This window comes from Acinetobacter sp. P37, from assembly GCF_057480965.1.
In genome coordinates this window covers 116,745-141,799 of the sequence record NZ_JBLIYY010000008.1, presented here as the reverse complement: position 1 = coordinate 141,799, position 25,055 = coordinate 116,745, and the positions used below count along the sequence as shown (strand labels likewise).

Annotated in this window: 22 protein-coding genes; 8 read left to right on the top strand and 14 right to left on the bottom strand. The window is 42.8% G+C overall.

What is annotated here, in order from left to right; genetic code table 11:
* The first annotated feature begins 197 nt into the window (after positions 1-197).
* The 4 genes from msuE to AC25JC_RS09600 all read left to right on the top strand — a co-directional run bounded on the left by msuE (position 198) and on the right by AC25JC_RS09600 (position 4,729).
* Positions 198-929, top strand: coding sequence for an FMN reductase (msuE, locus tag AC25JC_RS09615; protein WP_078190544.1), 732 nt, complete (start codon positions 198-200; stop codon positions 927-929).
* Positions 930-968: 39 nt separating this feature from the next.
* Positions 969-2,075 (top strand): dimethylsulfone monooxygenase SfnG, encoded by a 1,107-nt coding sequence (sfnG, locus tag AC25JC_RS09610; protein WP_486923934.1) that lies wholly within the window; start codon positions 969-971, stop codon positions 2,073-2,075.
* A 496-nt stretch (positions 2,076-2,571) separates the two neighbouring features.
* Positions 2,572-3,990 (top strand): cryptochrome/photolyase family protein, encoded by a 1,419-nt coding sequence (locus AC25JC_RS09605; protein ID WP_486923933.1) that lies wholly within the window; start codon positions 2,572-2,574, stop codon positions 3,988-3,990.
* Between the two features lie 124 nt (positions 3,991-4,114).
* A complete protein-coding gene (locus AC25JC_RS09600; protein ID WP_180084424.1) occupies positions 4,115-4,729 on the top strand; it encodes a riboflavin synthase subunit alpha in 615 nt (204 codons plus the stop codon).
* Between the two features lie 71 nt (positions 4,730-4,800).
* Here the strand turns inward: AC25JC_RS09600 and AC25JC_RS09595 are convergent, their stop codons facing one another.
* Both AC25JC_RS09595 and acs read right to left on the bottom strand, forming a co-directional pair.
* Entirely contained in the window at positions 4,801-5,979 is a 1,179-nt protein-coding gene (locus AC25JC_RS09595; RefSeq protein WP_486923932.1) for an acyl-CoA dehydrogenase family protein, read from the bottom strand.
* A gap of 304 nt (positions 5,980-6,283) precedes the next feature.
* A complete protein-coding gene (gene acs / locus AC25JC_RS09590; protein WP_486923931.1) occupies positions 6,284-8,227 on the bottom strand; it encodes an acetate--CoA ligase in 1,944 nt (647 codons plus the stop codon).
* A gap of 284 nt (positions 8,228-8,511) precedes the next feature.
* Between acs and AC25JC_RS09585 the strand changes: the two genes are divergently transcribed.
* Together AC25JC_RS09585 and AC25JC_RS09580 are read left to right on the top strand one after the other, a co-directional pair.
* Positions 8,512-9,090, top strand: coding sequence for a DUF805 domain-containing protein (locus AC25JC_RS09585; RefSeq protein ID WP_486923930.1), 579 nt, complete (start codon positions 8,512-8,514; stop codon positions 9,088-9,090).
* 123 nt (positions 9,091-9,213) lie between these two features.
* Entirely contained in the window at positions 9,214-10,185 is a 972-nt protein-coding gene (locus tag AC25JC_RS09580) for a mechanosensitive ion channel family protein (RefSeq protein ID WP_078193200.1), read from the top strand.
* On the opposite strand, the gene AC25JC_RS09575 is transcribed toward AC25JC_RS09580, so the two are convergent.
* The 5 genes from AC25JC_RS09575 to prfB form a co-directional block, all read right to left on the bottom strand.
* A complete protein-coding gene (locus tag AC25JC_RS09575; RefSeq protein WP_486923929.1) occupies positions 10,171-10,881 on the bottom strand; it encodes a 16S rRNA (uracil(1498)-N(3))-methyltransferase in 711 nt (236 codons plus the stop codon). The two genes, AC25JC_RS09580 and AC25JC_RS09575, sit on opposite strands and share 15 nt — an antisense overlap.
* Before the next feature lie 324 nt (positions 10,882-11,205).
* On the bottom strand, positions 11,206-12,486 hold the full coding sequence (locus AC25JC_RS09570) for a 3-deoxy-D-manno-octulosonic acid transferase (protein WP_486923928.1): 1,281 nt from the start codon (positions 12,484-12,486) through the stop codon (positions 11,206-11,208).
* 87 nt (positions 12,487-12,573) lie between these two features.
* Positions 12,574-13,662: an alkene reductase gene (locus tag AC25JC_RS09565; protein ID WP_486923927.1), complete on the bottom strand. Its 1,089-nt coding sequence runs from the start codon at positions 13,660-13,662 to the stop codon at positions 12,574-12,576.
* A gap of 37 nt (positions 13,663-13,699) precedes the next feature.
* Positions 13,700-13,999 (bottom strand): ArsR/SmtB family transcription factor, encoded by a 300-nt coding sequence (locus tag AC25JC_RS09560; protein ID WP_078190555.1) that lies wholly within the window; start codon positions 13,997-13,999, stop codon positions 13,700-13,702.
* 154 nt (positions 14,000-14,153) lie between these two features.
* Positions 14,154-15,249 (bottom strand): peptide chain release factor 2 gene (gene prfB / locus AC25JC_RS09555; RefSeq protein ID WP_111884474.1). Its coding sequence is split into 2 segments (ribosomal slippage): positions 14,154-15,176 and positions 15,178-15,249, totalling 1,095 coding nucleotides; the frame shifts between segments, so codons are not numbered across the junction.
* Between the two features lie 267 nt (positions 15,250-15,516).
* Here prfB and AC25JC_RS09550 point away from each other — a divergent pair.
* Positions 15,517-16,278, top strand: coding sequence for a putative porin (locus AC25JC_RS09550; protein WP_486923926.1), 762 nt, complete (start codon positions 15,517-15,519; stop codon positions 16,276-16,278).
* Positions 16,279-16,607: 329 nt separating this feature from the next.
* Positions 16,608-17,384 (top strand): putative porin, encoded by a 777-nt coding sequence (locus AC25JC_RS09545; protein ID WP_486923925.1) that lies wholly within the window; start codon positions 16,608-16,610, stop codon positions 17,382-17,384.
* 56 nt (positions 17,385-17,440) lie between these two features.
* Here the strand turns inward: AC25JC_RS09545 and recJ are convergent, their stop codons facing one another.
* From recJ to AC25JC_RS09510, 7 genes are all read right to left on the bottom strand, one after another.
* Positions 17,441-19,144: a single-stranded-DNA-specific exonuclease RecJ gene (gene recJ / locus AC25JC_RS09540; RefSeq protein ID WP_486923924.1), complete on the bottom strand. Its 1,704-nt coding sequence runs from the start codon at positions 19,142-19,144 to the stop codon at positions 17,441-17,443.
* Positions 19,145-19,801, bottom strand: coding sequence for a pyridoxamine 5'-phosphate oxidase (pdxH, locus tag AC25JC_RS09535; RefSeq protein WP_180002691.1), 657 nt, complete (start codon positions 19,799-19,801; stop codon positions 19,145-19,147).
* An 18-nt stretch (positions 19,802-19,819) separates the two neighbouring features.
* Entirely contained in the window at positions 19,820-21,151 is a 1,332-nt protein-coding gene (gene glmM, locus AC25JC_RS09530) for a phosphoglucosamine mutase (protein WP_486923923.1), read from the bottom strand.
* Between the two features lie 118 nt (positions 21,152-21,269).
* Positions 21,270-22,736 carry an IMP dehydrogenase gene (gene guaB, locus AC25JC_RS09525; RefSeq protein ID WP_078190562.1) on the bottom strand — a complete coding sequence of 489 codons (1,467 nt, stop codon included), beginning with the start codon at positions 22,734-22,736 and terminating at the stop codon, positions 21,270-21,272.
* Between the two features lie 220 nt (positions 22,737-22,956).
* Positions 22,957-23,322 (bottom strand): YkgJ family cysteine cluster protein, encoded by a 366-nt coding sequence (locus AC25JC_RS09520; protein ID WP_180084433.1) that lies wholly within the window; start codon positions 23,320-23,322, stop codon positions 22,957-22,959.
* A gap of 98 nt (positions 23,323-23,420) precedes the next feature.
* Positions 23,421-24,218 (bottom strand): oxygen-binding di-iron domain-containing protein, encoded by a 798-nt coding sequence (locus tag AC25JC_RS09515; protein WP_078190564.1) that lies wholly within the window; start codon positions 24,216-24,218, stop codon positions 23,421-23,423.
* A gap of 195 nt (positions 24,219-24,413) precedes the next feature.
* Complete coding sequence (locus AC25JC_RS09510; RefSeq protein ID WP_486923922.1) at positions 24,414-24,992, bottom strand: TMEM165/GDT1 family protein; 579 nt, start codon at positions 24,990-24,992, stop codon at positions 24,414-24,416.
* Between the last annotated feature and the right edge of the window lie 63 nt (positions 24,993-25,055).

The following is a 25,055-nucleotide window of genomic DNA, read 5'->3' as shown; positions in this document are numbered from 1 at the left end:
ACACAGTAAAAATGCTTATATCTAAGCATTATATGTTGAAATATCAACAGTTTAAAATTTGAAATTTCACGAATTTTCTGGTTTTTCCAACATATCTAAAAATCAGATAACTTTTCTGATTTTCGTTATTTTACAGTGATCCACCCATCGGGGTTAATAAAAGGCATTCCGAGAAACCACACTTTTAGGTTTAAAAAATGTCTCAAGTTAATCTACAAAAACCCCTGAATATTGTTGCTGTGTCAGGTGGTCTAAACAATCCATCTAAAACTGAAGCTTTGGTGCAAGCCATTGTTGATGAACTCGGTGATGCGACTCCAATCAATGTGCATTTTATTAAGTTTAGTGAAATTGGCAATTTATTAGGTGGCGCGATTTACCGTAACCAATTGCCACAACGTGTACAAGATGACCTTGCTGCTGTTGAAGCTGCTGATGCACTGATTGTTGGAACACCCGTTTACCGTGCTTCATTTACAGGCCTGTTTAAACACTTCTTTGACTTTGTCGAACAAACTGCATTGGTCGATGTTCCTGTCTTGCTTGCAGCTTCAGGTGGTTCTGAACGCCATGCCTTAGTGCTTGAACATCAACTGCGTCCATTGTTCAGTTTCTTCCAAGCACAAACATTACCAATCGGAGTCTATGCAACAGACCGTGATTTCACCCCTGAATACACCATTCATAGTGAATTACTCCGTGACCGCATTACTTTAGCCGTAGCACGTGCGCTTCCGATTTTGGAATGGGCTCCAGCCAAAGGTCAGCGTGCTGAAGTGGTGAAAGCCAAGTCTCAACAAGCCAACCAAAACTTGGGCATTAATAAGCAAATCGAGCAAGAAGAAGTCCTTCCTTCTGCAGCCGTTCCAAGTTTGGATGCCGCTGAAGCTCGACTGCATAGTAAAAAGCCAAAAACGCAAGTGGCCTAAACACCACAGCATAACAATTCGATCCCGAGGGTTTGCAAAATGTCAGTACAAGAAAAAAACATTACATTTGCGTACTGGGTACCAAACGTCAGTGGTGGTTTGGTGGTCAGTAATATTGAACAGCGTACCGATTGGAGCTATGACTATAACGTGCGTTTGGCACAAGCTGCAGAAAAAAGTGGCTTTGATTATGCGCTGAGTCAAATTCGTTTTACCGCAGGCTATAACGCCGAAAATCAACATGAATCGGTGAGTTTCAGTCATGGTATTTTGGCCAAAACCGAAAAGCTCAAAGTCATTGCAGCGATTTTACCCGGCCCTTGGAAACCGGCTCTGGCTGCAAAACAATTGGCGACCATTGATCATCTTACCAATGGCCGTATTGCAATCAATGTTGTGAGTGGCTGGTTCCGTGGTGAGTTTGATGCGATTGGTGAAGAATGGCCCGAGCATGATCAACGCTATGCGCGCTCTGAAGAATTCATTCGTAGCCTAAAAGGCGTTTGGACGCAGGATAACTTTAGTTTTGATGGTAAATACTATCAATTTAAAGACTACACTCTATCTCCGAAACCGGTGCAAAAACCGCATATTGAAATCTTCCAAGGTGGCAGTTCACGTGCAGCACGTGACATGGCATCACGTGTTTCCGATTGGTACTTCACCAACGGCAATAGCCCTGCTGAGTTGAAAAAGCAGATCGATGATATTCGTGAAAAAGCCAAGGCCAATAACCATCAGGTCAAAATCGGGGTGAATGCCTTCATCATTGCCCGAGATACTGAGGAAGAAGCCCAAGCGGTGCTTCAAGCTATTATCGACAATGCTAATACTGAAGCGGTCAATGCCTTTGGCGATGCAACTCGTGAAGCAGGTGCATCCACAAAAGAAGGCGAAGGTAACTGGGCAAAATCTACTTTTGAAGATTTGGTTCAATACAACGACGGCTTTAAAACCAATCTGATTGGCACGCCACAACAAATTGCCGAACGCATTGTGGAACTCAAAAGTGTAGGTGTCGATTTGGTTCTCTCAGGTTTTCTCCACTTCATTGAAGAAGTGGAATACTTTGGCGAAAAAGTGTTGCCACTGGTTCGTGAACTGGAAGCTCAACAGCAGCAAGTTGTGCAGGCTAAATCAGCATAATTGTTGATGCAGTCACAGCTCATGTAATCAGCATAATAATCACAACCGGCTCACTTCACTTTCCTCCCCTAAGGCTCGGCTTAGGGGATTTTTTATCTCCAGTCCAATTTAAAGACATGCTCTAGTTCTAGAACATGAGCGGATCTGTAGACAAAGAAAAAGCCCGACATCCTGTCGGGCTTTTTCTATATGGATACTTAAGCATGACTCCTGTCTTGCTTCACAGTCCTGATGGTGAACACTTTGTTATTGTTTTATGTTCCGGAACGTCCTGTTCCTGTATAAGTTCATCTTAGGTAAAATTTAAAAGCACGCATAGCGTCTAAAAACTTCGTTGCTTGTACGCTTAAGCTGACAGGATTGTGCGCAATCGGTTAACTTAAACCATAGATATTATATGGTTTTTTATAAAAATCGATATTTTTTAGATGATTTTATCACCAATAGACACCCCGTAATTCCTGTGATATTTCCAACAAAACAAGAGGCAATAAACATGCAACTGGTTTGGTTTCGACAAGATTTAAGACGACATGACCATAGCGCACTGTGGCAGGCGACACAGTCTGGTCCAACGATTGCCTTTATTGCGCTTTCTCCTGAACAATGGACAAGGCATGATGATGCCCCCATTAAAATCCATCGCTATCTTGCCCAGCTGGAACTTTTGCGACAGCAATTGGCTGAACTAAATATTCCACTGATTATTCAGCATATTCCCCATTGGTCAGACATCGCCACTGAGCTTTTAAGCCTATGCACTCAGCTCAATGTACGCACTGTTCATGCACATATTGAACACGGTGTGAATGAACTTAAACGAGATCGCGAAGTACAACAGTTATTAGAACAGCAGCACATCTCTGTTGAGCTGTACCATGACCGCACCCTGTTTCCTGTTGGCAGTATTCGCAATCAATCTGGACATCCTTATCAAGTTTTCGGTGCATTTAAGAAAAATTGCTACGAAAAATTAAGCATAAGTCTGCCTACTTGTTATCCCGCTATTGAAGCCCAAGCGGCCCTCGAACCGCATTCGCTGTGGCAAAATCAATTTGATTTAAGTCCTTTTTATCCCACATCGCTGTTAGCCACTCAAATCGAGCTTTGGCCGATTGGAGAAGATCACGCACTACAGTGCTTAGATGAATTTATTGAACAACATCTGCATCGTTATGCTGATGATCGGGACTTTCCTGCGCTCAATGGAACCAGTCGAATTGGCATGTATTTAAACTTGGGCATCTTGTCTATTCGCCAATGTCTGCAAGCCCTGTTTCGTGAACAAGGCGGCTATTTCCAGATCGACCACAGAGGACAACAAACTTGGCTCGATGAGCTGCTTTGGCGTGAATTTTACCAGCACATTTTATTTGACTACCCGCAAGTTTCTCAGCACCAGCCGTTTCAAACCAAAACCTTAAAAATAAAATGGCGCCATGCACCACAAGACTTTGCTGCGTGGCAATACGGCCAGACGGGCATTCCGATCGTCGATGCAGGGATGCGTCAACTACTGGCTACGGGTTGGATGCATAATCGGGTGCGGATGATTTGTGCCATGTTCCTCAGTAAGAATCTACTGATCGATTGGCGGTTGGGGGAACAATGGTTTATGCAGCACCTTGTCGATGGTGACTTAGCAGCCAATAATGGCGGTTGGCAATGGTGCGCCTCGACGGGTACAGATGCTGTACCTTATTTTCGGATTTTTAACCCGATCAGCCAATCTCAGAAATTTGATCCGAACGGGGATTATTTACGTCAATGGCTACCTGAACTGGCAGATTTGGATGCCAAACAAATTCACCAACCCTTTGCCAAAAATCCTCAACTGGAATTGAATTACCCTCAACCGATCGTCGATATAAAGCAGTCTCGCTTAACTGCAATTGAAACATTCCGAGCATTGTAGATATTGCCAAGATCGAACTGTTAGAGATCAAAACACTGTACTGAAATGGTCACTCTAAGGCATAGCCGATCGGTCGTTTTGTCCCTACAATACAGAAAACGCAAATCATTTTAGAGACGCTCCCATGTATACAGGCATCGTGCAAGGTTTAGAAAAAGTCTTAGAGATTCGTCAAGGTAATGGCTTCACAACCTTGGTGATTTCAAATCATCAGAATTTTTTTCATGATGTCTTTATCGGGGCAAGTGTGGCGATTAATGGGGTGTGTTTAACGGCTACACATATTGATTTGGCAGCCAACCAAGTGCATTTTGATGTCTCTGATTTGACCAATCAACTCACCACGTTAAAAGCACTCAAGGCCGGTGATGAAGTCAATGTCGAACGCTCAGCCAAAGTTGGAGCAGAAAATGGTGGTCACAATCTATATGGTCATATCGAAGGCACAGCCACGATCAAAAACTTAGAGCATCGCGGGGAAACCTTTCATCTCGATATTCACATTCCGGCAGGCAATATTAAATATTTCTTTCTCAAAGGTTTTATTGGGCTCAATGGTTGTAGTTTGACTGTGAACCGTGTTGATCGTGCCAATAGTGAAATTTCAATCGATCTCATTCCTGAAACACTGCGTCTCACCACATGGAAAGATGTCCAAGTCGGTGATGCCGTGAATTATGAGATTGATCAAACAACGCGAACCTTAGTCGATACCTTAGAAAATATTCATCAGCGTTAAATCGACTGTCAGCACATTGCAAAAAAGCCTCCCTTTCGGAGGCTTTTTATTGGCTCATGTGCAATATACGTTTAAGAATAAAAACTTGGATCTGGCACTTTCGCTGTGAGCACCCATTCACCGACCTCCTGATATTTATAATCAATCGGATCGTGTAAGGTCTGGGTACGTACATTGCGCCAGAAGCGATCTAAATTTAGTTTGGCAGTTGTGGCACGTGCGCCCATCACTTGGAAAATATTTTGCGTAATGTATAGCGAGCTATTGGTGGCTGCGATTTTGGCTGTTGCAATCGCAATAGAGACTTCTCCACGTTGTTCCGCCGTCAAAGCTTCACCAATCTCCCAAGCCCATTGCAAACGCTGAACCGCTTTATCTGCCAATAAACGTACACTTTCTAATTGCGCATAAAACTCAGCAAAATGCTTTTGAATAAATGGGTCATTCACTGCATTTTCAACCAATGATTTTGACCATGCTTTTTGGTTTTGAACCGTCTGTTTTGCTGTTTCAAAAGCCCCTTCTGCCACCCCTAAAAACATATGCACAAAGATCAACTGTGCAATCAACGGACGTAAGCTTGAATACGGTGTACTCAAAGGCCCCGGGTTCAGTAGTAATTCATCTTTGGAAATTTTAACTTGTTCAAAATGGCTACTTCCACTGTCGGTTTGACGTTGTCCCATATTGTCCCAATCGCCGAGAAAACTGACGCCTTCACGTGCTGTAGGAATCACCCCGATCAATAATTTTCCATCTTCATTGAAGCCAGAACACAGCAAAATGTCTGAATCCATGGAACCCGAACAAAAACTTTTATCGCCATGAAACACATATTCATGTTCAGACAGTTGCGTCGCTGTAGTACGGCGGTCTAAAGGGTTTAGGGTGTTGCCCCAAAATAAATGCTCACGTGCAGTCTGTTCAAACCACGGGCCATATTGCTCTGGCTGCGCGAACAACTGTACCGTTGCAATTAATAAATGATGGAAACCATAAACATGCGCCAATGAGCTATCCACTTGAGCAATGGTTTGAATGGTTTTAAAAATCGTCTGCCAATCTGCACCCTGTCCACCGTATTGTTGTCCAATGGACAGTGCAAGCAAACCACTTTGACGAATCAAATCACGTTCAGCTTTGGGATTTCCCCCCTGCTTATCACGCTGAGCAGCCGTCGTGGCAAATTCTGCCGCCAGTTTTTGGGCAATATCGATCGGATCTTGAGTCAATGGAGTTGAAGCGTTCATATGTCTAACTGATTATTCTGTTACCGTTTTAGCTTAACAAAGCGCAGGCATTCAGCTTATCTCAATGCCTGCAGTCTATATCTGTAAAATCTATATCTCATGAAATCTAAGTCACCAACATTCAGGCGACTCATGGCTTGGTCTTTGTTATCCGTCGTATGTACGATGGATAAAATGCATCATGAACGGCCCTTCATCCTAATCAACTTTTCTAGGGGAAAGGACGTTAAATATTACCTTTATAACCCATCGCATGAGCGATAGTGAACTTTCATCAGAACGCTATCACTCACGCTCAAGTTGCTTATGACTTCGGATAAACCGTCGCAATCAAATGTTCAACCACTTGAGGCTCTGCCAAGGTCGAAGTGTCGCCTAAAGAGTCCAATTCATTGGCCGCAATTTTTCTTAAAATACGGCGCATGATTTTACCAGAACGGGTTTTCGGTAAGGCCGGCGCCCAATGCAATGCATCTGGCGTTGCCACTGGTCCAAGGACTTTGCGTACCCAAGCCACCAGTTCCTGACGTAACTCATCCGTCTCAGCTGTCCCTGCTTGTAAGGTCACAAAGGCGCAAATCCCCTGTCCTTTAATATCATGCGGCATACCCACCACCGCAGACTCTGCCACAGCATCATGTGCAACCAACGCACTTTCAATTTCAGCCGTTCCCAATCGATGCCCTGAAACGTTCAAGACGTCATCCACACGACCCGTAATCCAATAATAGCCAGACTCGTCACGACGTGCGCCATCACCTGTAAAATACGTCCCCGGATAAGTGGAGAAATAGGCTTCAATAAAGCGCTCAGGATCACCCCAAATGGTTCGCATTTGTCCCGGCCAAGAATCCTTAATCACCAAGTTACCTTCTACGGCGCCTTCAAGCTCATTGCCTTCAGCATCGACAATCGCAGGTTGTACACCAAAGAATGGACGCGTCGCTGAACCCGGTTTTAAATCGGTTGCTCCCGGCAATGGCGTAATCATGAAACCACCCGTCTCTGTTTGCCACCATGTATCCACCACTGGGCAGCGGCTTTCACCTACCACGGTGTAGTACCAATTCCATGCCTCTGGGTTAATCGGTTCACCCACCGAACCTAGTAAACGCAGACTACTGCGGTCACTTTCTCGGACAAAGGCATCCCCTTCTCGCATCATGGCGCGGATTGCAGTCGGTGCCGTATATAAAATAGTGACGTTATGTTTATCAACAATATGTCCGGTCCGAGCCCAACTTGGATATTGTGGTACACCTTCAAACATCACGGTCGTGGTGCCATTCGACAATGGCCCATACAACACATAAGAATGTCCCGTAATCCAACCAACATCGGCAGTACACCAAAACACATCATCTTGTTTAAGGTCAAAAACTTCACGGAAGGTACAATTCACATAGGTTAAATAGCCGCCTGTGGTATGCAATACACCTTTCGGTTTTCCTGTCGAACCTGATGTATACAAAATAAATAGCGGGTCCTCGGCATTCATAGGTTCAGGTGGACAAATATCATTGACCGACATGATTTCCATGTGATACCACAGGTCACGCTCAGACTTCATTTCAATCGGGTTACCTGTACGGTGTACCACAATGACATTTTGAACCGAAGATGTGCCTTCAATGTCGAGTGCAAGATCGACATTTTCTTTGAGTGGAATGGGCTTGCCACCACGCATCCCACAATCCGCAGTAATCACGACTTTCGCCTGACTGTCATCGATACGACTTGCCAATGAGTCTGGTGAGAAACCGCCAAAAACTACGCAATGTACTGCACCAATTCGGGTACAGGCCAACATCGCAATTGCCGCTTCGGGCACCATTGGCATATACAACACCACACGGTCGCCTTTGCCCACGCCATGTTTTTTTAACACATTGGCAAAACGGCAAGTTTCATCATGCAGTTCTTCAAAAGAAATAATTTTATGCCGTGAAGGATGATCACCTTCCCAAATAATGGCCGGTTTATGTGGATGTTCTTTTAAATGTCGATCGAGACAGTTGGCACTGACATTCAATTCACCGTCAGCAAACCACTCGATCTTAAAATCATCTTGCTTAAAATTTGTATTTTTAACTTGGGTAAACGGTTTGATCCAATCGATCTTTTGCGCTTGCTCCGCCCAAAACTCATCTGGTTGTTCAATCGATTTTTGATAACGCTCAAAGTACTCCGATTCGTTGATGCGTGCGGTTTTTTTGAAACTTTCAGGTACTGGATAGATCTCTTTCATATTGTATTTTCCTTGATCTGATTCATCTCATCACGAGATGCCATGCCACATTTCTACTTTTATAATTCCTGCATCACAGCAGTATGACGATTAATTTTTAATCGCAGCAATCATGCTTTGGTCGTATTATTCTTTCCCATTTAAAGCACATCTATAAGCAAAATTTCAACAAAAACATGTTTTAATTCAGTATCTGACCGGTTCAATTAAACCTATACTGCAAAGGTAATTTTACTCAGCACTCCGCTTTTTTATTCTTTCATATACGTTGAGTTGACCCAAGCATGAATACCAATGACTCTTCTTTCTTTTCCCGTCAGACGACCAATAAATCGGATAATCCCCTGAAACCTGATGGACGTTTTGGTCGACTGAGCATGATTGGTTGGTATGGCTTTCTCAATATCATCAGCTTTTTTGCCATAATCGCTTTAAGCCTTGCTGTGGGTATTTTTAACATCAATACCATGGCGTTAAATGAGCAATTTGTTGGCATATTCACCGGGGTATCTGGCCTCGCCTATTTGGCAATTATTATTCTCTATATCTATTTCTATTGTGTCTTTGTCGTCCGTCGACTGCATGACCTCAATAAAGCCGGTTGGTTGCTACTACTTTTATTTATCCCCGTGATCAATCTATTCTTTATCCTGTATTTATTATTGGCCTCAGGCACACCGACCGTAAATCAATACGGCGCGCCACGCCCTGCTGCAGTTTGGGAAAAAATTCTGGCATGGTTGATGATTTTAATCAGTGTCTTGTCGCTCTTGGCTACAGGTAGCATCACCTCGTATATGATGGGTAGCGGAGAAATTGAATCGCCAACAGAAATCATTCAACAAGGCACTGAATATTTCTAAGCCACTAACCGAATTTGAGCCTGTCTGAATTTTGATACATCTGTTCGCAAGCCTGTAAATGAGGGTTATTTTCGCCACTAATTTCAGGCAAAATAGCGAAAAATCGAAACATTTGGAAAACTCGTGGCTGAAAAAGAAAATGCCTTGAGTGATGTCACTCAAGGCACGACTCAACTTTTGCAAGAGGCAACAGAAAAAACCGCACAAACCGTGCTAGAACATACCTCTAAATATAATGATGCATACTCAACGATCGATAAATTTGTCGATGGATTTTGGGAACGCCTGCCATATATTTGTATCGCATTAATTGTTTTTACGATCTTCTATCTACTGTCTAAACTCTTTAGATTCTTTGTTCGTAAAGCGCTCACTGACCGCTCTTACTCAAAACAAAATCTAGTTTTGGTCCTGAACCGTGTGGGTAGCTCAGCCATTATGTTCTTCGGTTTCCTAATTGCAATGGTCATTGCGATTCCTGGGTTCACACCGGGTCAGCTCATGAGTGCATTGGGGATTGGTTCGGTCGCAATCGGTTTCGCGTTTAAAGATATTTTCCAGAACTTACTGTCGGGTATTTTGATTCTCCTCGGTGAACCATTCAAAATCGGTGACGACATTATTGTGTCAGGCATGGAAGGTACGGTTGAAGATATTCAGATCCGTGCAACCTTCCTACGTTCTCCAGATGGTCGTCGTATCGTGATTCCAAACGCGACGGTTTACACCAGTGCGGTAACGGTGAATACCGCTTATCAACGTCGTCGTTGTGAATTTGTGGTGGGTATTGGTTATGAAGATGACATTCAAAAAGCTAAAAATATTGTTTTGGCTATTTTGGACAAAGACCCAACGATTTTGAGCCAACCTGCGTTTACCGTAAACGTGAATGCTTTGGCTGATTTCTCAGTCAATCTGAATGTCCGTTGGTGGGTAGATACCACAGAAACCACCACTGCGAACTCGATCAGTGAAGTGCAAGAACACGTTATCCAAGCATTCAATCAAAATGGTATTTCAATTCCTTACCCTGTACAGGAAGTGAAAGTTTACCGTGGTGATCAAGCTGAGACAGAAGCTTCAACAGCTAAATAATCGCCCTAAAACGTACGGAATCACAGTTTCTGTACGGATAATTCGGTTGCCTAAGCTGACTGCTTGGCAACCGTTTTTTATGAGCAAATCGACCTCATAAGGGATAAATCCACCTTCAGGCCCAATAATGATCGTACATCCATGTTGAATCCCTGCAGGCATCACATCTTCGACATAAGGGTGCGCCACATAAGCGGGATAGTCCGAAGAGATCATGCTCGGTAAAACATCCTCCACAAAGGGTTTAAAGCGTTTATACAGTTCAATTTTGGGCGCAATGGTGTCACCTGCCTGCTCCAAACCCAACGTCACATAGTGATCGAGCTGCTGTAAAAATGGTGTCTGCCAATAGCTTTTATCCACGCGATAACTGTGCAGCAAAATGATTTTTTCTACACCTAAGGTGACGGCATCCATGATCAGACGGCGCAACACTTTCGGACGAGGCATTGCCACAATTAAAGTCACCGGATGCTTTGCAGGTACTTCTTCTTCTTGTAAGGGTTTAAGTTGAATGCGCTCATCACTGATACTGATGATTTGGGTTAAATAACGCTTTCCTTCCCGAATCCCGACTTTGAGTGTATCGCCCACTTGTACATCGACATGGGTTTTTAAATGCTCAATTTGGCGTTTGGCACTGATACTCCACAGTTTAGATTCAGTTTGACGTGGGTCAAGCAGGACGATGTTCATAAAAATTCTCTTACCCAGTGCAATTGGATACGCGAAAACGTCATCCACAACGGTTCAAGGCAACACTCAATAGAATCACTCGAGTTTCAGCGATTATTTGTTAGACATAAAAATTCGACGCGTTTTGTCGTGAGCTGCATTGCACCGCAAAATGGCTTCCTTGCGAAGCTTCGCATCTCATTTTACCGAATGAGAAACGACGTTTCGTAAGAGTACCTCCAACCGAAGGCTAACCCCTTTCTTCAAATCTTAAATGTAAGACTCTGTCGAGCCTATTCATTCATCTATTTAAAGCATCAACCAATTTAAATCATGGTTGAAAAATCAAAGGTACTGATCAATCACCTGAATATGCTTTTGCAGCGACCCGGTATTTTTTTGCATAATCAGCTGCGCTGCATCATTTAAAGCCTGAGCTTTCGCAGTATTTTGAATGATGTCAACCAATGCACTGGCCGCCTGCTCAAAATCCCGCACAACCACAACCGCATGGGCCGCTACAAACTCATCCACAATGGTTTGAAAATTAAAATAATGCTGACCTAATACTGTCGGGACATGTAACGTAATGGGCTCCAAAATATTATGCCCACCACCCGGTTCATTCAACGAACCACCGACAAAACACGCTTGGCTCAAAGCCAACCACAACCACAATTCACCCATACTATCTGCCAAATATACCTGCGTTTCAGGCTGAATCGTTTGCTTTAAACTGCGGCGCTGTGTGCGTAAATTCAGTTTCTGCGCTTCTACAAAAACGTCATCAAAGCGTTCAGGATGACGTGGTACGACGATACATAACAGCTCAGGCTGTTGTTGCAAAATCGGCTGCAGCGCTGCGAGTAGTTTTTGTTCCTCGGGCGCATGCGTACTGGCAATGGTGATGATTTTACGGCCTTGCAAATCCCAATCTTGACGCAACTGCGCTGCTTGTTGCACAAAGCTATCGGGCGCATGAATATCAAACTTGATACTACCGACGACCTGACTGGTATGCGGGTTTGCACCCAACTCAATAAATCGCGCTAAAGTTGCCTGATCTTGCGCCAATAATTGTTTCAAACTCTTTAGCATCGGCTGCGTCAAACTCGGGACTTTGCTATAACCCTTCGCCGATTTTTCAGATAATCTGGCATTAATCAATAAACACGGAACATTGGCCTGATCGGCTTCAATCATCAAATTTGGCCAGAGTTCAGTTTCGACTAGAGCCAACATTTTCGGTTGATATTTTTCGATAAAACGACGGACTAATTTTTTTTGATCTGCTGGCAGATACACGGCCTGAAATAGCGATTCATACGGTGCTTTTAAAAATAATTGTTTCGCACGCGCTTGTCCGGTTTTGGTGGTATTGGTAACTAAGACCGGATGACCTGCTTTGAGATAATGTTCAATCAGCGGCTGCGCAGCGTTAGTTTCTCCGACGGAAACCACATGAAACCAAATTGCATTACGGTTTTTAACTGGCTGAAATGGCCCAAAGCGCTCAAGACACTCTTGCTGATATAGTTGGAAATCTTCAGCACGTTTTTTGATGCGCCATTGATATAGCGGCTTAATCAGCGCCAAAGCTGCGTTATACCAAAAAGGAGTAGTCAAATTATTACGCTCAAAAACGGTTTGAATCGGCAGAATATATCAGAGCATTATCCACATGTTAATGGATAATGCGTATTCAAGTGTCGATTAATAGGTTGAACGACCTGAACCAAATTTATTTTTCATGCTTGGATAATCAATATAGCCTTCGGCTACATCTGTTCCAATCATATTTTCCAACTGCAATTCATTCAGTGCAGCATTCGCTAGCAAACGTTCAAACAAATCTGGATTGGCAATATAAGCTTTACCAAAAGACACCGCATCGGCTTTACCTGAGGTCAATAAATCAACAGCATCTTCACGGCTTAAACGCATATTGGCAATATATGGCACACCATTTGAGCGCTGTTTCAGATAATTACTAATACTGTCATCCGCCAGATATTCACGGGTAAAGAAAAATGCAATCTTCCTCTGCCCCAACTGCTCTAAAGCATAGCCAAAGGTTTCACGTGGATCATGATCGCCCATGTCGTGTTCATCACCACGCGGCGCAAGATGCACACCTACACGACCTGCCCCCCACACTTCAATCAGCGCATCCACCACTTCAAGCAATAAACGTGCGCGGTTTTCTACAGAACCACCATACTCATCTTCACGTAAATTGGTTTTGCTTTGTAGGAATTGATCGATTAAATAACCATTGGCCGCATGCAATTCCACACCATCAAAACCGGCTTCTTTGGCTTTAATTGCAGACTGCTTGTATTGCTCAACAATGCTTTTGATTTCTGCAATCTCTAATGGACGTGGCACGACATATTCGCGTTTTGGGCGAAGCAGACTGACATAACCCGCCTGTTGTACCGCACTGGCAGAAACTGGTGTATCACCATTCAAAAGATCGGGATGTGAGACACGTCCGACATGCCACAATTGTGCCACAATTAAACCTTGCTGTTCATGTACGGCTTGGGTCACCAATTTCCAGCCCTGAACTTGAGCATCGGTAAATAAACCCGGCGTCTGCAAATAGCCATTAGCGGCTTCTGAAATGACTGTTGCTTCTGAAATGATTAATCCAGCACTTGCACGCTGTGCATAATATTCAGCCATCATCGGCGTTGGAACACGGTCAATAGTTGCACGACTACGGGTTAGTGGCGCCATTACAACGCGATTTTTGAGGTGTAAATCACCCAAAATGAGAGGAGTATTGAGTTCAGCCATATATGTCTCGCCTGACACTTCAAATGTAAAATACGATTTAAAGTGAGTTTTGCAGATAATCGATATATTGCTGAATGAGTTCTTCATTGCGTGAGAAATACGACCATTGACCATATTTCTCGGCTTGAATTAAGCCCGCCTGTTGTAACACAGACAAATGATTAGACATCGTAGACTGCGAAACATTACCGAGTTTTTCGATATTGCCAGCGCATACACCACGATTAAAGCCGCCACATTGTTCTTCTGACAAAAACTGTTCTGGTGTTTTCAACCATTCCAAGATTTGACGTCGAGTCGGATTGGCAAGTGCTTTAAAAATTAAATCAATATCCATAATTTAAACGGGTTTAATTAAATAAAAATTTGGACAACAAAGTTCTATTCAGCATCTTGAATACACTATATCGTATTTTTTCGATTTTTATATCGATTTTTTTAGATATGTCAGTCAAAAACAGATAGAACCTTGTTTTCTATATAAATTTAAATTACAAACCTTGTTTGAGGCTGGCTTCAATAAACTTATCTAAATCACCATCAAGCACTGCACCAGTGTTTGAACTTTCTACACTGGTACGTAAGTCTTTAATGCGCGAGTCATCTAAAACGTATGAACGAATTTGACTACCCCAACCGATATCTGACTTGGTGTCTTCCAACGCTTGTGCCGCATCATTACGTTTTTGCATTTCAAGTTCGTACAATTTTGCACGTAACTGTTTCCATGCATGGTCACGGTTGGCGTGCTGTGAACGTTGGTTCTGACATGCCACCACAATCCCTGTTGGAGCGTGAGTTAAACGTACCGCAGAGTCTGTTTTGTTAATGTGCTGACCACCCGCACCAGATGCACGATAGGTATCAGTACGTACATCAGCTGGATTGATTTCAATTTCAATATTGTCATCAATTTCAGGCGATACAAAAACCGCTGAGAATGAAGTATGGCGACGATTACCCGAGTCAAAAGGTGACTTACGGACTAAACGGTGTACGCCAGATTCTGTACGTAACCAACCATATGCATACTCACCTTCTACACGGATCGTTGCAGACTTGATCCCTGCCACATCACCATCAGACTCTTCCATCACTTCTGCTTTAAAGCCATGACGTTCAATCCAACGTAGATACATACGAAGTAACATCGATGCCCAGTCCTGTGCTTCAGTACCACCTGAACCTGCTTGAATTTCGACATAGCATGGGTTCGGGTCCATCGGATTACTGAACATACGACGGAATTCTAATTTCGCAAGTTCTGCTTCCGCTGAAGTTAACTCTGCTTGCACATCCGCAAGTAAGCTTTCTTCTTCTGCTTCAACCGCAAGATCCAGCATCGCTTGGGCATCTTCTAGTTGAGTTGAAAGCCCTTCGAGCACGTTAATGACGTTTTCGAGTTCACCTTTTTCTTTCGCCATTGCTTGCGCACGGCTTTGATCATTCCAAATTGCTGGGTCTTCCAGCTCACGTAGAACCTCTTCTAAACGCTCTTTTTTCAGATCGTAGTCAAAGATACCCCCGTAATGTTTGACCACGGTCGTTTAAGTCTTTTAGCTGTAATAGATACGGATTAATTTCCACGTGAATTACTCTCAATCAAAAAATTTGGCTTAAATAGCCGCCTATTATATCACAGAGCATTTGCACAGTTTCAGCCAGATTGATCATCCAAATCATTGACTTTAATGTACATAATATGAACAATACGCTCGCTTTACTATTTATTACATTTTATTTACAACAATAATGTTTCGAGGGTTTTATGAATAAAACATTACTTGCACTAGGATTAGCTGTTATCACTTCATCAACTTTTGCTTATGACGGCCAAATTGACGCTGGCTATACTTGGATTGGGATGATGACTTTACAGATTCAGATCATGCATTTGATGTAAAAGGCACTTTGTACTTTGATTCAGTACAAACTGGTAAAGACCCATTAAATGAAGCTGCTTTTCTTGGTCACAACAGCAATGTTTATGCTAGTTATGGCTACAATATTGTGAAAAGCAATGAATATGCAGCTTTACTTGAAAATACAATATTAGGCACTGCAAAAGACGAAGACCAATACCATACGCTTAATGTGGGCGTAGAATATTTTGTTGAACAATTTTACTTAAATGGTTCGATCGGATATCAAAAATGGGAAGGTGAATCTGAGTTTAAAGCCCCTGGAATTTCACTTCGTGCAGATGATGATGCTGACCGCACAACATATAAAGCTTTAGTAGGTTACCTACCTGTTTCTAACCTATTACTTGCTGCAGGTATTGATGGCTATACTGGCGATGGTGATGACGAAGACAACCGTTTTGCTGTAAAAGCAAAATATGTTGCACCTTTGAACAATGGCCAATACATCAACCTTGAAGCCGATGGCGCTTTTGGTGATGTAGATGCTGTTACGATTGGTGCAGACTACTATTTCGACCAAGCTTTTAGCGTAGGTGCAGCTTATAACATCGTTGATGATGGTGATGAAGACACGGATTACTTCGCTATTCGTTCAAAATACTTCCTAAACCCGAACCTAGCAATCGGTGGTCAAGTTGGTTTTGGTGATGACGTTCAAGCGTTCAACATCAATGCAACTTTCCGTTTCTAATTTCGTTTGAATTAGAAATATGCATAAAAAAGCACCTCAATTTTGCGGTACTTTTTTCTTTTGGATGTAATATTTACTTTAAAAAAAGTCGAGTTATTGACCAAATAATCTACAAATTCATAATATCTACACAGTTTTAATAAAACAAAACATTAATAATAATTATATATTTTTCAATATCTTAAATTACTAAAATTACACAAATTTACCAAGTACACAGATCTGCAACTTTGCAGTGATTGACCATCTTTAAAATTGCTCTAGACTGAAAGTTGTAACAAAAAATGTATTAAATATTAGCCAACAACTTTCCAGAGGGGAGCATCCGCATGAAAAAATTAGCAATCGCTTCAGCATTACTTTCAGCTTTAGCCATTACAGGTACAGCAAACGCGTATCAAGCAGAAATTGGTGCATCTGCTGGTCTAATCGATCCAGACAACGGTAGTTCAAGCGGCTCTTTCGGTGTAGACGGCACATACTATTTCAATCCAGTTCAAACACGTAATGCACCACTTGCAGAAGCTGCATTCTTAGACCGCGCAAGTAACGTAAGCGCACAATATCAATATGATGAAATTGGTGACGCTGAAGCACACAAATACGGTGTTGGTGCTGAGTACTTCGTACCAAATTCAGATTTCTATTTAAGTGGTAACGTGAACGGTCACGACTTAAAAGACAATGATGACCTAGACAACGACTTAACAACCTATGGCGCTGAAGTCGGTTATCTTCCTGCTCCAGGCTTATTGATCGCCGCTGGTGTGAAAGGTTGGGATACAGATCATGATGATGGTGTCGATCCAACACTTCGTGCCAAATATGTGACTACTTTAAGCAATGGTAAAGACATTAACTTTGAAGCCGGTGCAGCATTCGGTGACTTAGATGAATTCAATCTAGCAGCTGACTACTTCATTGACAAAACATTAAGTGTTGGTGCTGATTATCAAAGCAACGATATTAATGATCAAACCGAGTTCGGTGTAAGTGCACGTAAATTCTTTACCCCGCAAGTCAGCCTTGAAGGTCGTGTGGGCTTCGGTGAAGTCGGCAACAACGATTACAACAAGTTTGGTGTAGCAGCGAAATACCGCTTCTAATCACCGGAAGTAACCAATATAAAAAACCGCTCAAAGGAGCGGTTTTTTATATGCGTTTATTGAACTAAATGTAAGACTCGAAGTTGTAAACTGACATTTCCTCTAAATTCATTTTTATCCAGTTCATAGACCAAACGTACATGATCCTGCATTGGATTAAATTCATATTTTTCAGCAGCATTAAATGCAATTGCCTCAACCATCTGACCATTTTCCAAAGCCAATTTTAGTTTAAGATGTACATCTTTCAGCCAGCGATAATCGACAATTTTAAACTGCCCTTCAAATACAGGAGCAGGAAATTTTTGTCCCCATGGACTGAGGTGTTGCAACAAATCCGCAGTATCAACATTAAGCGCTGTATCAGCCAACTCACCATCGGTCCAAATGGTCGCTTGAAATAAGTCTTCATCCTGAGCTGCAATTAAGCTTTCAAAAGCGACTTTAAATTCAGTAAAATTTTCTTTCAGAATGGTCAAACCTGCCGCTGCGGCATGTCCACCAAAATGGCTCACCAAATGCGGATGTAATTCAGCAATACGCTCAATACTGTCTCGAATATGAATACCCTCAATCGAACGTGCTGAACCTTTAATATGTAGACCATCTTCATCGGCAGCAAAAACAATTGCAGGTCGATGAAATTGCTCTTTTAAACGTCCTGCCACAATCCCGATCACGCCCTGATGCCAATGTTGCTCAAACATGATCAAGGCTGCAGGTAAGTTATCCTGATCAAGCTGAATATGTTCTAACTCAGCCAGAGCTTCCTGTTTAATCTGCCCTTCGACTTGGCGTCTTTCAATATTGAGTTGATTCAACTGCTGCGCAATCGGATAAGCGGTACTTAAATCCGCCGCAATCAGACACTCAATCCCAATATCCATAGTCTCCATACGCCCAGCTGCATTGAGTCGTGGGCCGACCACAAAGCCCAAGTCCTGTGCTTTTAACTGTGCAGGATCACGACCGGCAATATCCAATAATGCACTGATCCCTGGACGACATAATCCTTGCTGTATCCGCTTCAAACCAGCATCGATCAAAATCCGATTATTCAGATCTAGACTTGCAACATCGGCATAAGTACCTAAGGCCACCAAGTCCAAATATTGGCTGAGGTTGGCTGTGGATTTAGCATTTTTTTTGCGCATACTGGCCAAATTTGCCAACACATAAAATGCAACACCCACGCCAGCCAAGGCTTTGCTTGGAAATTCACATCCCAGCTGATTGGGATTTACCACCGCTTCTGCTTGTGGTGTTTCCTTTGTGGTCAGGTGATGATCGGTAATGATCACCTGCATACCATGCGCCTGCGCCTGTGCTACACCGGCATGACTCGAAATACCATTATCGACCGTAATCAGCACATCTGGAGTAAAGCTCACGAAGGCCAAATCGGCAATGGCAGGTGTCAGACCATAACCATACTTAAAACGATCTGGAACTAGATATTCAACATCCGCGCCCATATCACGTAGTGCCAAGACCATCAATGCAGTACTGGTCGCACCGTCGGCATCATAATCACCAACAATGACGATTTTCTTTTGAGTATCAATTGCTTGATCGATTATTTCAATCGCTTGCTCTAAACCCTTTAAGTTTGGCGCATGTAAGTGCTTAAGCTTCAATTCCAGCTCTTGTGCGGAAGAAACCCCGCGACGTGCCAATAAATCAGCAATAAACGGGGCAACGCCCTGAATATCTTCAGGGCGCGTCAAATAGGGTCTTTGTTGAATTAAAAGTTTAGACATTTATGGCATCAGTCGCTGTAAAACCCATTGACCATCCTGTAGTTTATAACTCAAGCGGTCATGTAAACGATTCGGACGGCCTTGCCAAAATTCATAATAATCCGGAACTAAACGATAGCCACCCCAAAACTCAGGTTTCGCCAATACGTCTTTGCTTTCCACTTGATCATGCAAATTTTGGAATCGCTGTTGTAATTCTTCACGGCTGGCAATAACACCACTTTGTGGGGTGCTAATGTGCGCTGCAATTTGGCTATCACGCGGTCGCTTATGGTAATAATCTGTCGATTCTTCTAGAGATATCTTTTCCACACGACCACTGACCCGAATTTGACGTTCCTGCTCTTGCCAATAAAACAATAATTCTGCATAAGGATTATCGAGCAGATCATTGCCTTTTTGACTGTCATAGTTGGTGTAGAAGTCATAACCTGCATGGGTCGCACCGCGCAACAAGACCGTCCGCACGTGCGGACGACCTTGGGCATTTGCCGTCGCCAAAGACATGGCATAGGGTTCATGCAATTGTGCTTCTAAGGCATGGTTAAACCATAATAAAAACTGCTCATGCGGATCACGGTTCACCTGATCTTCATGCAACTCACCTTTTTGATAAGTTAAACGCAGTTCACTTAAGTCCTTAATCACATCATTCATGCAATTTCCCCTCTTGATTTAAGCTGCATTGGCACGAACAGCCTCAGCCAAATGATTTGCCAATGCGGTGACTTCTTCAAGGTCATTACCTTCAACCATGACACGAATGACCGGCTCTGTGCCTGATTTACGAATCAAGATGCGACCACGCCCTTTAAGCTGAGCTTCAGCTTTTTCAAACTCGCTCACCAGTGCAGGTACGGCGTAGGGATCAAACATCGCAGCCAAGCGAACATTCACCAAGACATTTGGTAATAACTCAAACCCTTCCACCAATTCATGCAAAGCTTTACCTTGCTCAACCATCACCGTTAACACCTGAAGTGAAGCAATGATCGCATCACCTGTGGTGCTCTTGTCCAAAGTCAAGATATGACCTGATGGTTCACCGCCCGTTACCCAGCCCTTTTCTTCTAGGCCTTGTAGAACATAGCGGTCACCAACTTTGGCACGAAGCAACGGCACTTTGGCTTGATCTAAAGCAATTTCAAGCGCCATATTGCTCATCACGGTACCCACGATACCCGCAGGTTTTTGACTCGCTTGAGTGGCTAAAATATACAGAATATGGTCACCAGTAATTTGCTGACCGTTTTTATCGACCATAATCACGCGGTCGGCATCACCATCAAAAGCGATCCCTAAATCTGCCTGATGTTCAACCACTGCTTTTTGTAAAAACTCAGGATGTGTCGAACCACAGTCTTTATTGATGTTTAAACCATCCGGTTCGTTAAACAGCGCAATCACTTTTGCACCGAGTTCACGATACACCGAAGGGCCGACGCTATAGGCTGCACCATTGGCACAGTCCACCACAATTTTTAAGCCTGTCAGGTCAAAATGGTACGGGAAGGTTGATTTACAAAACTCGATATAACGACCATTGGCATCTTTTACACGCACACTTTTACCTAAGTTTGCAGGGTCTTCGATCACCAAGTCATTTTCAAGTTCTTTGTTTATGGCTTCTTGAATTTCATCTGGCAATTTTTTACCTTCGCTCGAGAAGAACTTAATCCCATTATCAAAATAAGGGTTATGCGACGCCGAGATCACGATGCCTAAGCTAGCATGTAATGCACGAGTTAAATGGGCAATTGCAGGTGTAGGTAATGGACCCAACAAATGAACATAAACACCTGCTGCGTTTAAACCAGCTTGTAATGCTGACTCTAAAATATAGCCCGATAATCGGGTATCTTTACCTAGTACAACGATGGGCTTTGCTTTTTTACTGTATTGTTTTAATACTTTACCTGCGGCAAATCCTAGTTTTAATGCAAATTCAGGGGTAATAGGCAATTCACCGAATTTGCCACGAATGCCATCTGTACCAAAATAACTCATGTTGTACTCACTTCTTAATGGTGATCTTAATCATCACTTTTTACTGCAAATACTTTACACCAAAAACAAAAAGGCCGTCATATTAATGACGGCCTTTTCGGCTAAAAGCTACTAAATATCAACCAACACGGTAGTTTGGTGCTTCTTTAGTAATAGTCACGTCATGTACGTGAGATTCAGACATACCTGCCGCAGTAATTTTGACAAACTGTGCATTTTTACGTAAGTCATCGATCACCGCAGAACCGGTATACCCCATAGATGAACGTAAACCACCCATCATTTGATGAACGATGTTACCCATTGGACCTTTGTACGGTACGCGACCTTCAATACCTTCTGGTACAAGTTTTTCAGCGCCGGCTTTTGAGTCTTGGAAATAACGGTCAGCAGAACCTGTTGCACCTGCCATCGCACCCAATGAACCCATACCACGATAAGCTTTGTAGTAACGACCTTGGAAGAATTCAACTTCGCCCGGTGCTTCTTCCGTACCCGCCATCAATGAACCTACCATGATGGTACTCGCGCCTGCACCAATCGCTTTTGCCATATCACCAGAGAAACGGATACCACCGTCTGCGATCAATGGAATTTGATCTTTTAGTGCATTGGCAACGCTGTCAATCGCAGAGATTTGCGGCATACCAATACCAGCCACAATACGTGTAGTACAGATTGAACCTGGGCCAATACCCACTTTCACTGCATCTGCGCCAGCATCTAATAATGCAAGTGCTGCATCACCAGTCGCGATGTTACCGCCAATCACTTGAACTTGTGGATAGTTGGCTTTTACCCAACGTACACGTTCAATTACACCTGCAGAGTGACCATGTGCTGTATCAACAACAATCGCATCAACACCCGCTTCCACCAATGCTTCTACACGGCTTGGTGTTTCTGCACCTGTACCAACTGCAGCACCAACGCGTAAACGACCTAAGTCATCTTTGCAACTGTTTGGATAGTTTTCAGCTTTACGGAAATCAGTAACCGTGATTAAACCTTTCAGTTCGTTGTTGTCATTTACAACAAGGACTTTTTCAATACGGTGTTTTTGAAGTAATGCTTGGATGTTTTCTTTTGATTCGTTTTCACGAACAGTCACCAAACGATCATGGCCTGTCATGATGTTACTAACAGGTTGCTCAAGATTGGTTTCAAAACGAGTGTCACGACCAGTAACAATACCCACCACTTGACCGTCTTTCACCACTGGTACACCGCTGATGTTATTTGCTTGAGTTAAAGCAATCAGCTCACGTACAGTCGTTTCTGGTGTAACGGTAATTGGGTCTTTCACCATACCTGCTTCAAATTTTTTCACGCGGCGAACTTCTGCAGCTTGTGCAGCAATATCCATGTTTTTATGCAGGATACCGATACCACCGTTTTGCGCCATTGCAATCGCCATACGTGATTCAGTCACAGTATCCATCGCAGCAGAAACAAGTGGAATATTCAAATTGATGCCACGTGTGAAACGTGTCTTAAGAGAGACATCTTTTGGGAGAACAGTAGAATAGGCAGGGAGTAATAAGACATCATCAAAGGTTAGGGCTTCTTGAACGATGGTCAACATAACAGTCTCGCTGGTAATTTCCGTGAGCCATTATATACAAATTTCCGTTCAATTTTCATTTTAATTGCGGCAATTCTTTACGGAGTTTTCAATATTTACCATCGAATATGCTGTTTTCAGCAAGAATACTCTGGGGGTTGGTCAGCATCCAGTGCAATACAGGCAGAATCCGAAGACTCTACCTCTTAGATTTCAATAAATTTATTCTGGAAATAAAGCCTTAACTGACTTGATCGAAATCTTCGTCATTTTCAGCGTCATGCAGTGGAATACTGATCAATGGAATCATTTGATGCGCGATGCGTGCTTTATTACATTGCTCATCGGCGATTTGAACTTCTTTACAAGATGAACTACGTGCCTCATACATGTTACAACTCACCTGTTTGCCTACTTCTCCACCTAAAGCAATACAACGTGGATTTGCCTGATTCGTACCCACCATACATGAATACACCGATGTCACAGGTTCCGTATAATGTTCAGGCATATTTAGCCCTTCTGCCCAATAAAAAGAAACGCGATAGTGGGCACAACATGCTCCACACCTTAAACATGCATCCTGAGTCGGTATTTGAGACAACATTTTTATCTATTCTCGTCATCTAAAAGCTTATTTTATGGACGAAAAATATTAAAAAATGTTATCTGCAAACTCAATTATTTTTTGAAATTTTCAAGTCATTATACTGGGCAAGTAAAAACTGTCTCATCCATTAAATCGACACCACATTGTAAGGTTTCGATCCAATCTAAGAATTGATTGATCTGTTCTTTACCAATAAATGGCGTGCCGTGCTGCGGTACGATCATTTCCACATCCATCGTCCGTACCATGTTGACCCACAGACGGATCACTTTGTTTGAACACATATAGCGCTGATGGAAGCCTTTCATTTTAGGAATATGAGCGGCAAAATTTTCTAAAGGTTTAGAGGCATCATCCACCATAGATGCGCCCATATCCCCTGAGAATAAAATTTTGGCAATCGGGTCATAAAATTGGAAGTTACCAACCGAATGTAGGAAGTGTGCAGGAACAGCCACCAAATGACTGTTGCCTAATGGAATCACCTGACCATGATCTGGAAGTTCAATCAGACGATCCAACCAGTTACCTTTCATGCGGTCACTCATAAATGCAGAGTTTAAATGTGGTAAGAAACGCGCCCACAACTTAGATGCCACCACTTTGGCGTCGGTATAAACCAACCAACGTGGCATCGAGGTAATAATGTCTGGGTCCTGATGTGAGGCCATCACATAGTCAAGATTGGTCAAACGGGTATATTTATTCAGTTCCATAGTCAGTGGGACATAGGTCAAGTCACCACCCGGATCGAGCACTGCTGCGCGCTCATTATCCAAAATCAGGAACTGGTTCGCCTGTACGCCCTCGCCTTTTACCAAACTGGTAAAGCTAATACATTTATGCTTTCCATCATCATAAAGTACCTGTGATGTTGTGCGTTCGAAAGCCATTCCCATTCCCCAAATTTTTTATCAAAAAATATATATTCTATAGGTGAATAACATATATTTATTTAGGGAAACTTACAATAAATATTCAGTCAATATTATCTGAAATATCAGTGAATTGGGTCTCATTTATTGGCGAATAATCCTGAGTTTTTAACTCAGGATTTCATGTATTTTTTAATATGGTGGGATTGGTATTTAAAATAAATAGTGTTGTGCCAATGCAACCAAACCAATCAACAAGAATACCAAGGCGCCAATTTTATGAATCAGTGAAATCGGTAGTTTTTCAGCTAGCTTGTTCCCAATAAATACCGCAGGCGCATTAACCAACATGATGCCTAGTGTCGTCCCCAAAGTCACCCAGCCAATACTGTCAAAGCGTGCAGCCAGTGCGACTGTGGCAATTTGGGTTTTATCTCCAATTTCAGCCAAGAAGAACAAAACGAAAGTGGCGCCGAAAACCCCATATTTTTGCCACTTATTGATACTTTCAGATTCATCATCCAATTGATCGGGGATCAACATCCACACCGCCATAGCAATAAAGCCCAGAGAAACGATCCACAATAAAACGATTGGGCTTAAAACAGTGGTAATCCATTGACCCAACACAGCAGAAACCCCGTGGTTCACCACAGTCGCGAGGAAAATTGCAATTAAGATCGGAACGGGTTTACGAAAACGTGCAGCAAGCAGTAAGGCAAGTAGTTGTGTTTTATCGCCCATTTCTGACAGGGCAACAACAGCAAGGGAAATGAAGAAAGCGGTTAACATGGTGCATTTCTCTGGCTAGCAATAACATATACCGATGACTTATCCCTCCTGCTAGCCAATGTG

Coding starts and splice junctions, on each gene's coding strand:
- msuE (WP_078190544.1), top strand. CDS start 198: ATGTCTCAAGTTAATCTACAAAAACCCCTGAATATTGTTGCTGTGTCA.
- sfnG (WP_486923934.1), top strand. CDS start 969: ATGTCAGTACAAGAAAAAAACATTACATTTGCGTACTGGGTACCAAAC.
- AC25JC_RS09605 (WP_486923933.1), top strand. CDS start 2,572: ATGCAACTGGTTTGGTTTCGACAAGATTTAAGACGACATGACCATAGC.
- AC25JC_RS09600 (WP_180084424.1), top strand. CDS start 4,115: ATGTATACAGGCATCGTGCAAGGTTTAGAAAAAGTCTTAGAGATTCGT.
- AC25JC_RS09595 (WP_486923932.1), bottom strand. CDS start 5,979: ATGAACGCTTCAACTCCATTGACTCAAGATCCGATCGATATTGCCCAA.
- acs (WP_486923931.1), bottom strand. CDS start 8,227: ATGAAAGAGATCTATCCAGTACCTGAAAGTTTCAAAAAAACCGCACGC.
- AC25JC_RS09585 (WP_486923930.1), top strand. CDS start 8,512: ATGAATACCAATGACTCTTCTTTCTTTTCCCGTCAGACGACCAATAAA.
- AC25JC_RS09575 (WP_486923929.1), bottom strand. CDS start 10,881: ATGAACATCGTCCTGCTTGACCCACGTCAAACTGAATCTAAACTGTGG.
- AC25JC_RS09565 (WP_486923927.1), bottom strand. CDS start 13,662: ATGGCTGAACTCAATACTCCTCTCATTTTGGGTGATTTACACCTCAAA.
- AC25JC_RS09560 (WP_078190555.1), bottom strand. CDS start 13,999: ATGGATATTGATTTAATTTTTAAAGCACTTGCCAATCCGACTCGACGT.
- AC25JC_RS09545 (WP_486923925.1), top strand. CDS start 16,608: ATGAAAAAATTAGCAATCGCTTCAGCATTACTTTCAGCTTTAGCCATT.
- recJ (WP_486923924.1), bottom strand. CDS start 19,144: ATGTCTAAACTTTTAATTCAACAAAGACCCTATTTGACGCGCCCTGAA.
- pdxH (WP_180002691.1), bottom strand. CDS start 19,801: ATGAATGATGTGATTAAGGACTTAAGTGAACTGCGTTTAACTTATCAA.
- glmM (WP_486923923.1), bottom strand. CDS start 21,151: ATGAGTTATTTTGGTACAGATGGCATTCGTGGCAAATTCGGTGAATTG.
- guaB (WP_078190562.1), bottom strand. CDS start 22,736: ATGTTGACCATCGTTCAAGAAGCCCTAACCTTTGATGATGTCTTATTA.
- AC25JC_RS09520 (WP_180084433.1), bottom strand. CDS start 23,322: ATGTTGTCTCAAATACCGACTCAGGATGCATGTTTAAGGTGTGGAGCA.
- AC25JC_RS09515 (WP_078190564.1), bottom strand. CDS start 24,218: ATGGCTTTCGAACGCACAACATCACAGGTACTTTATGATGATGGAAAG.
- AC25JC_RS09510 (WP_486923922.1), bottom strand. CDS start 24,992: ATGTTAACCGCTTTCTTCATTTCCCTTGCTGTTGTTGCCCTGTCAGAA.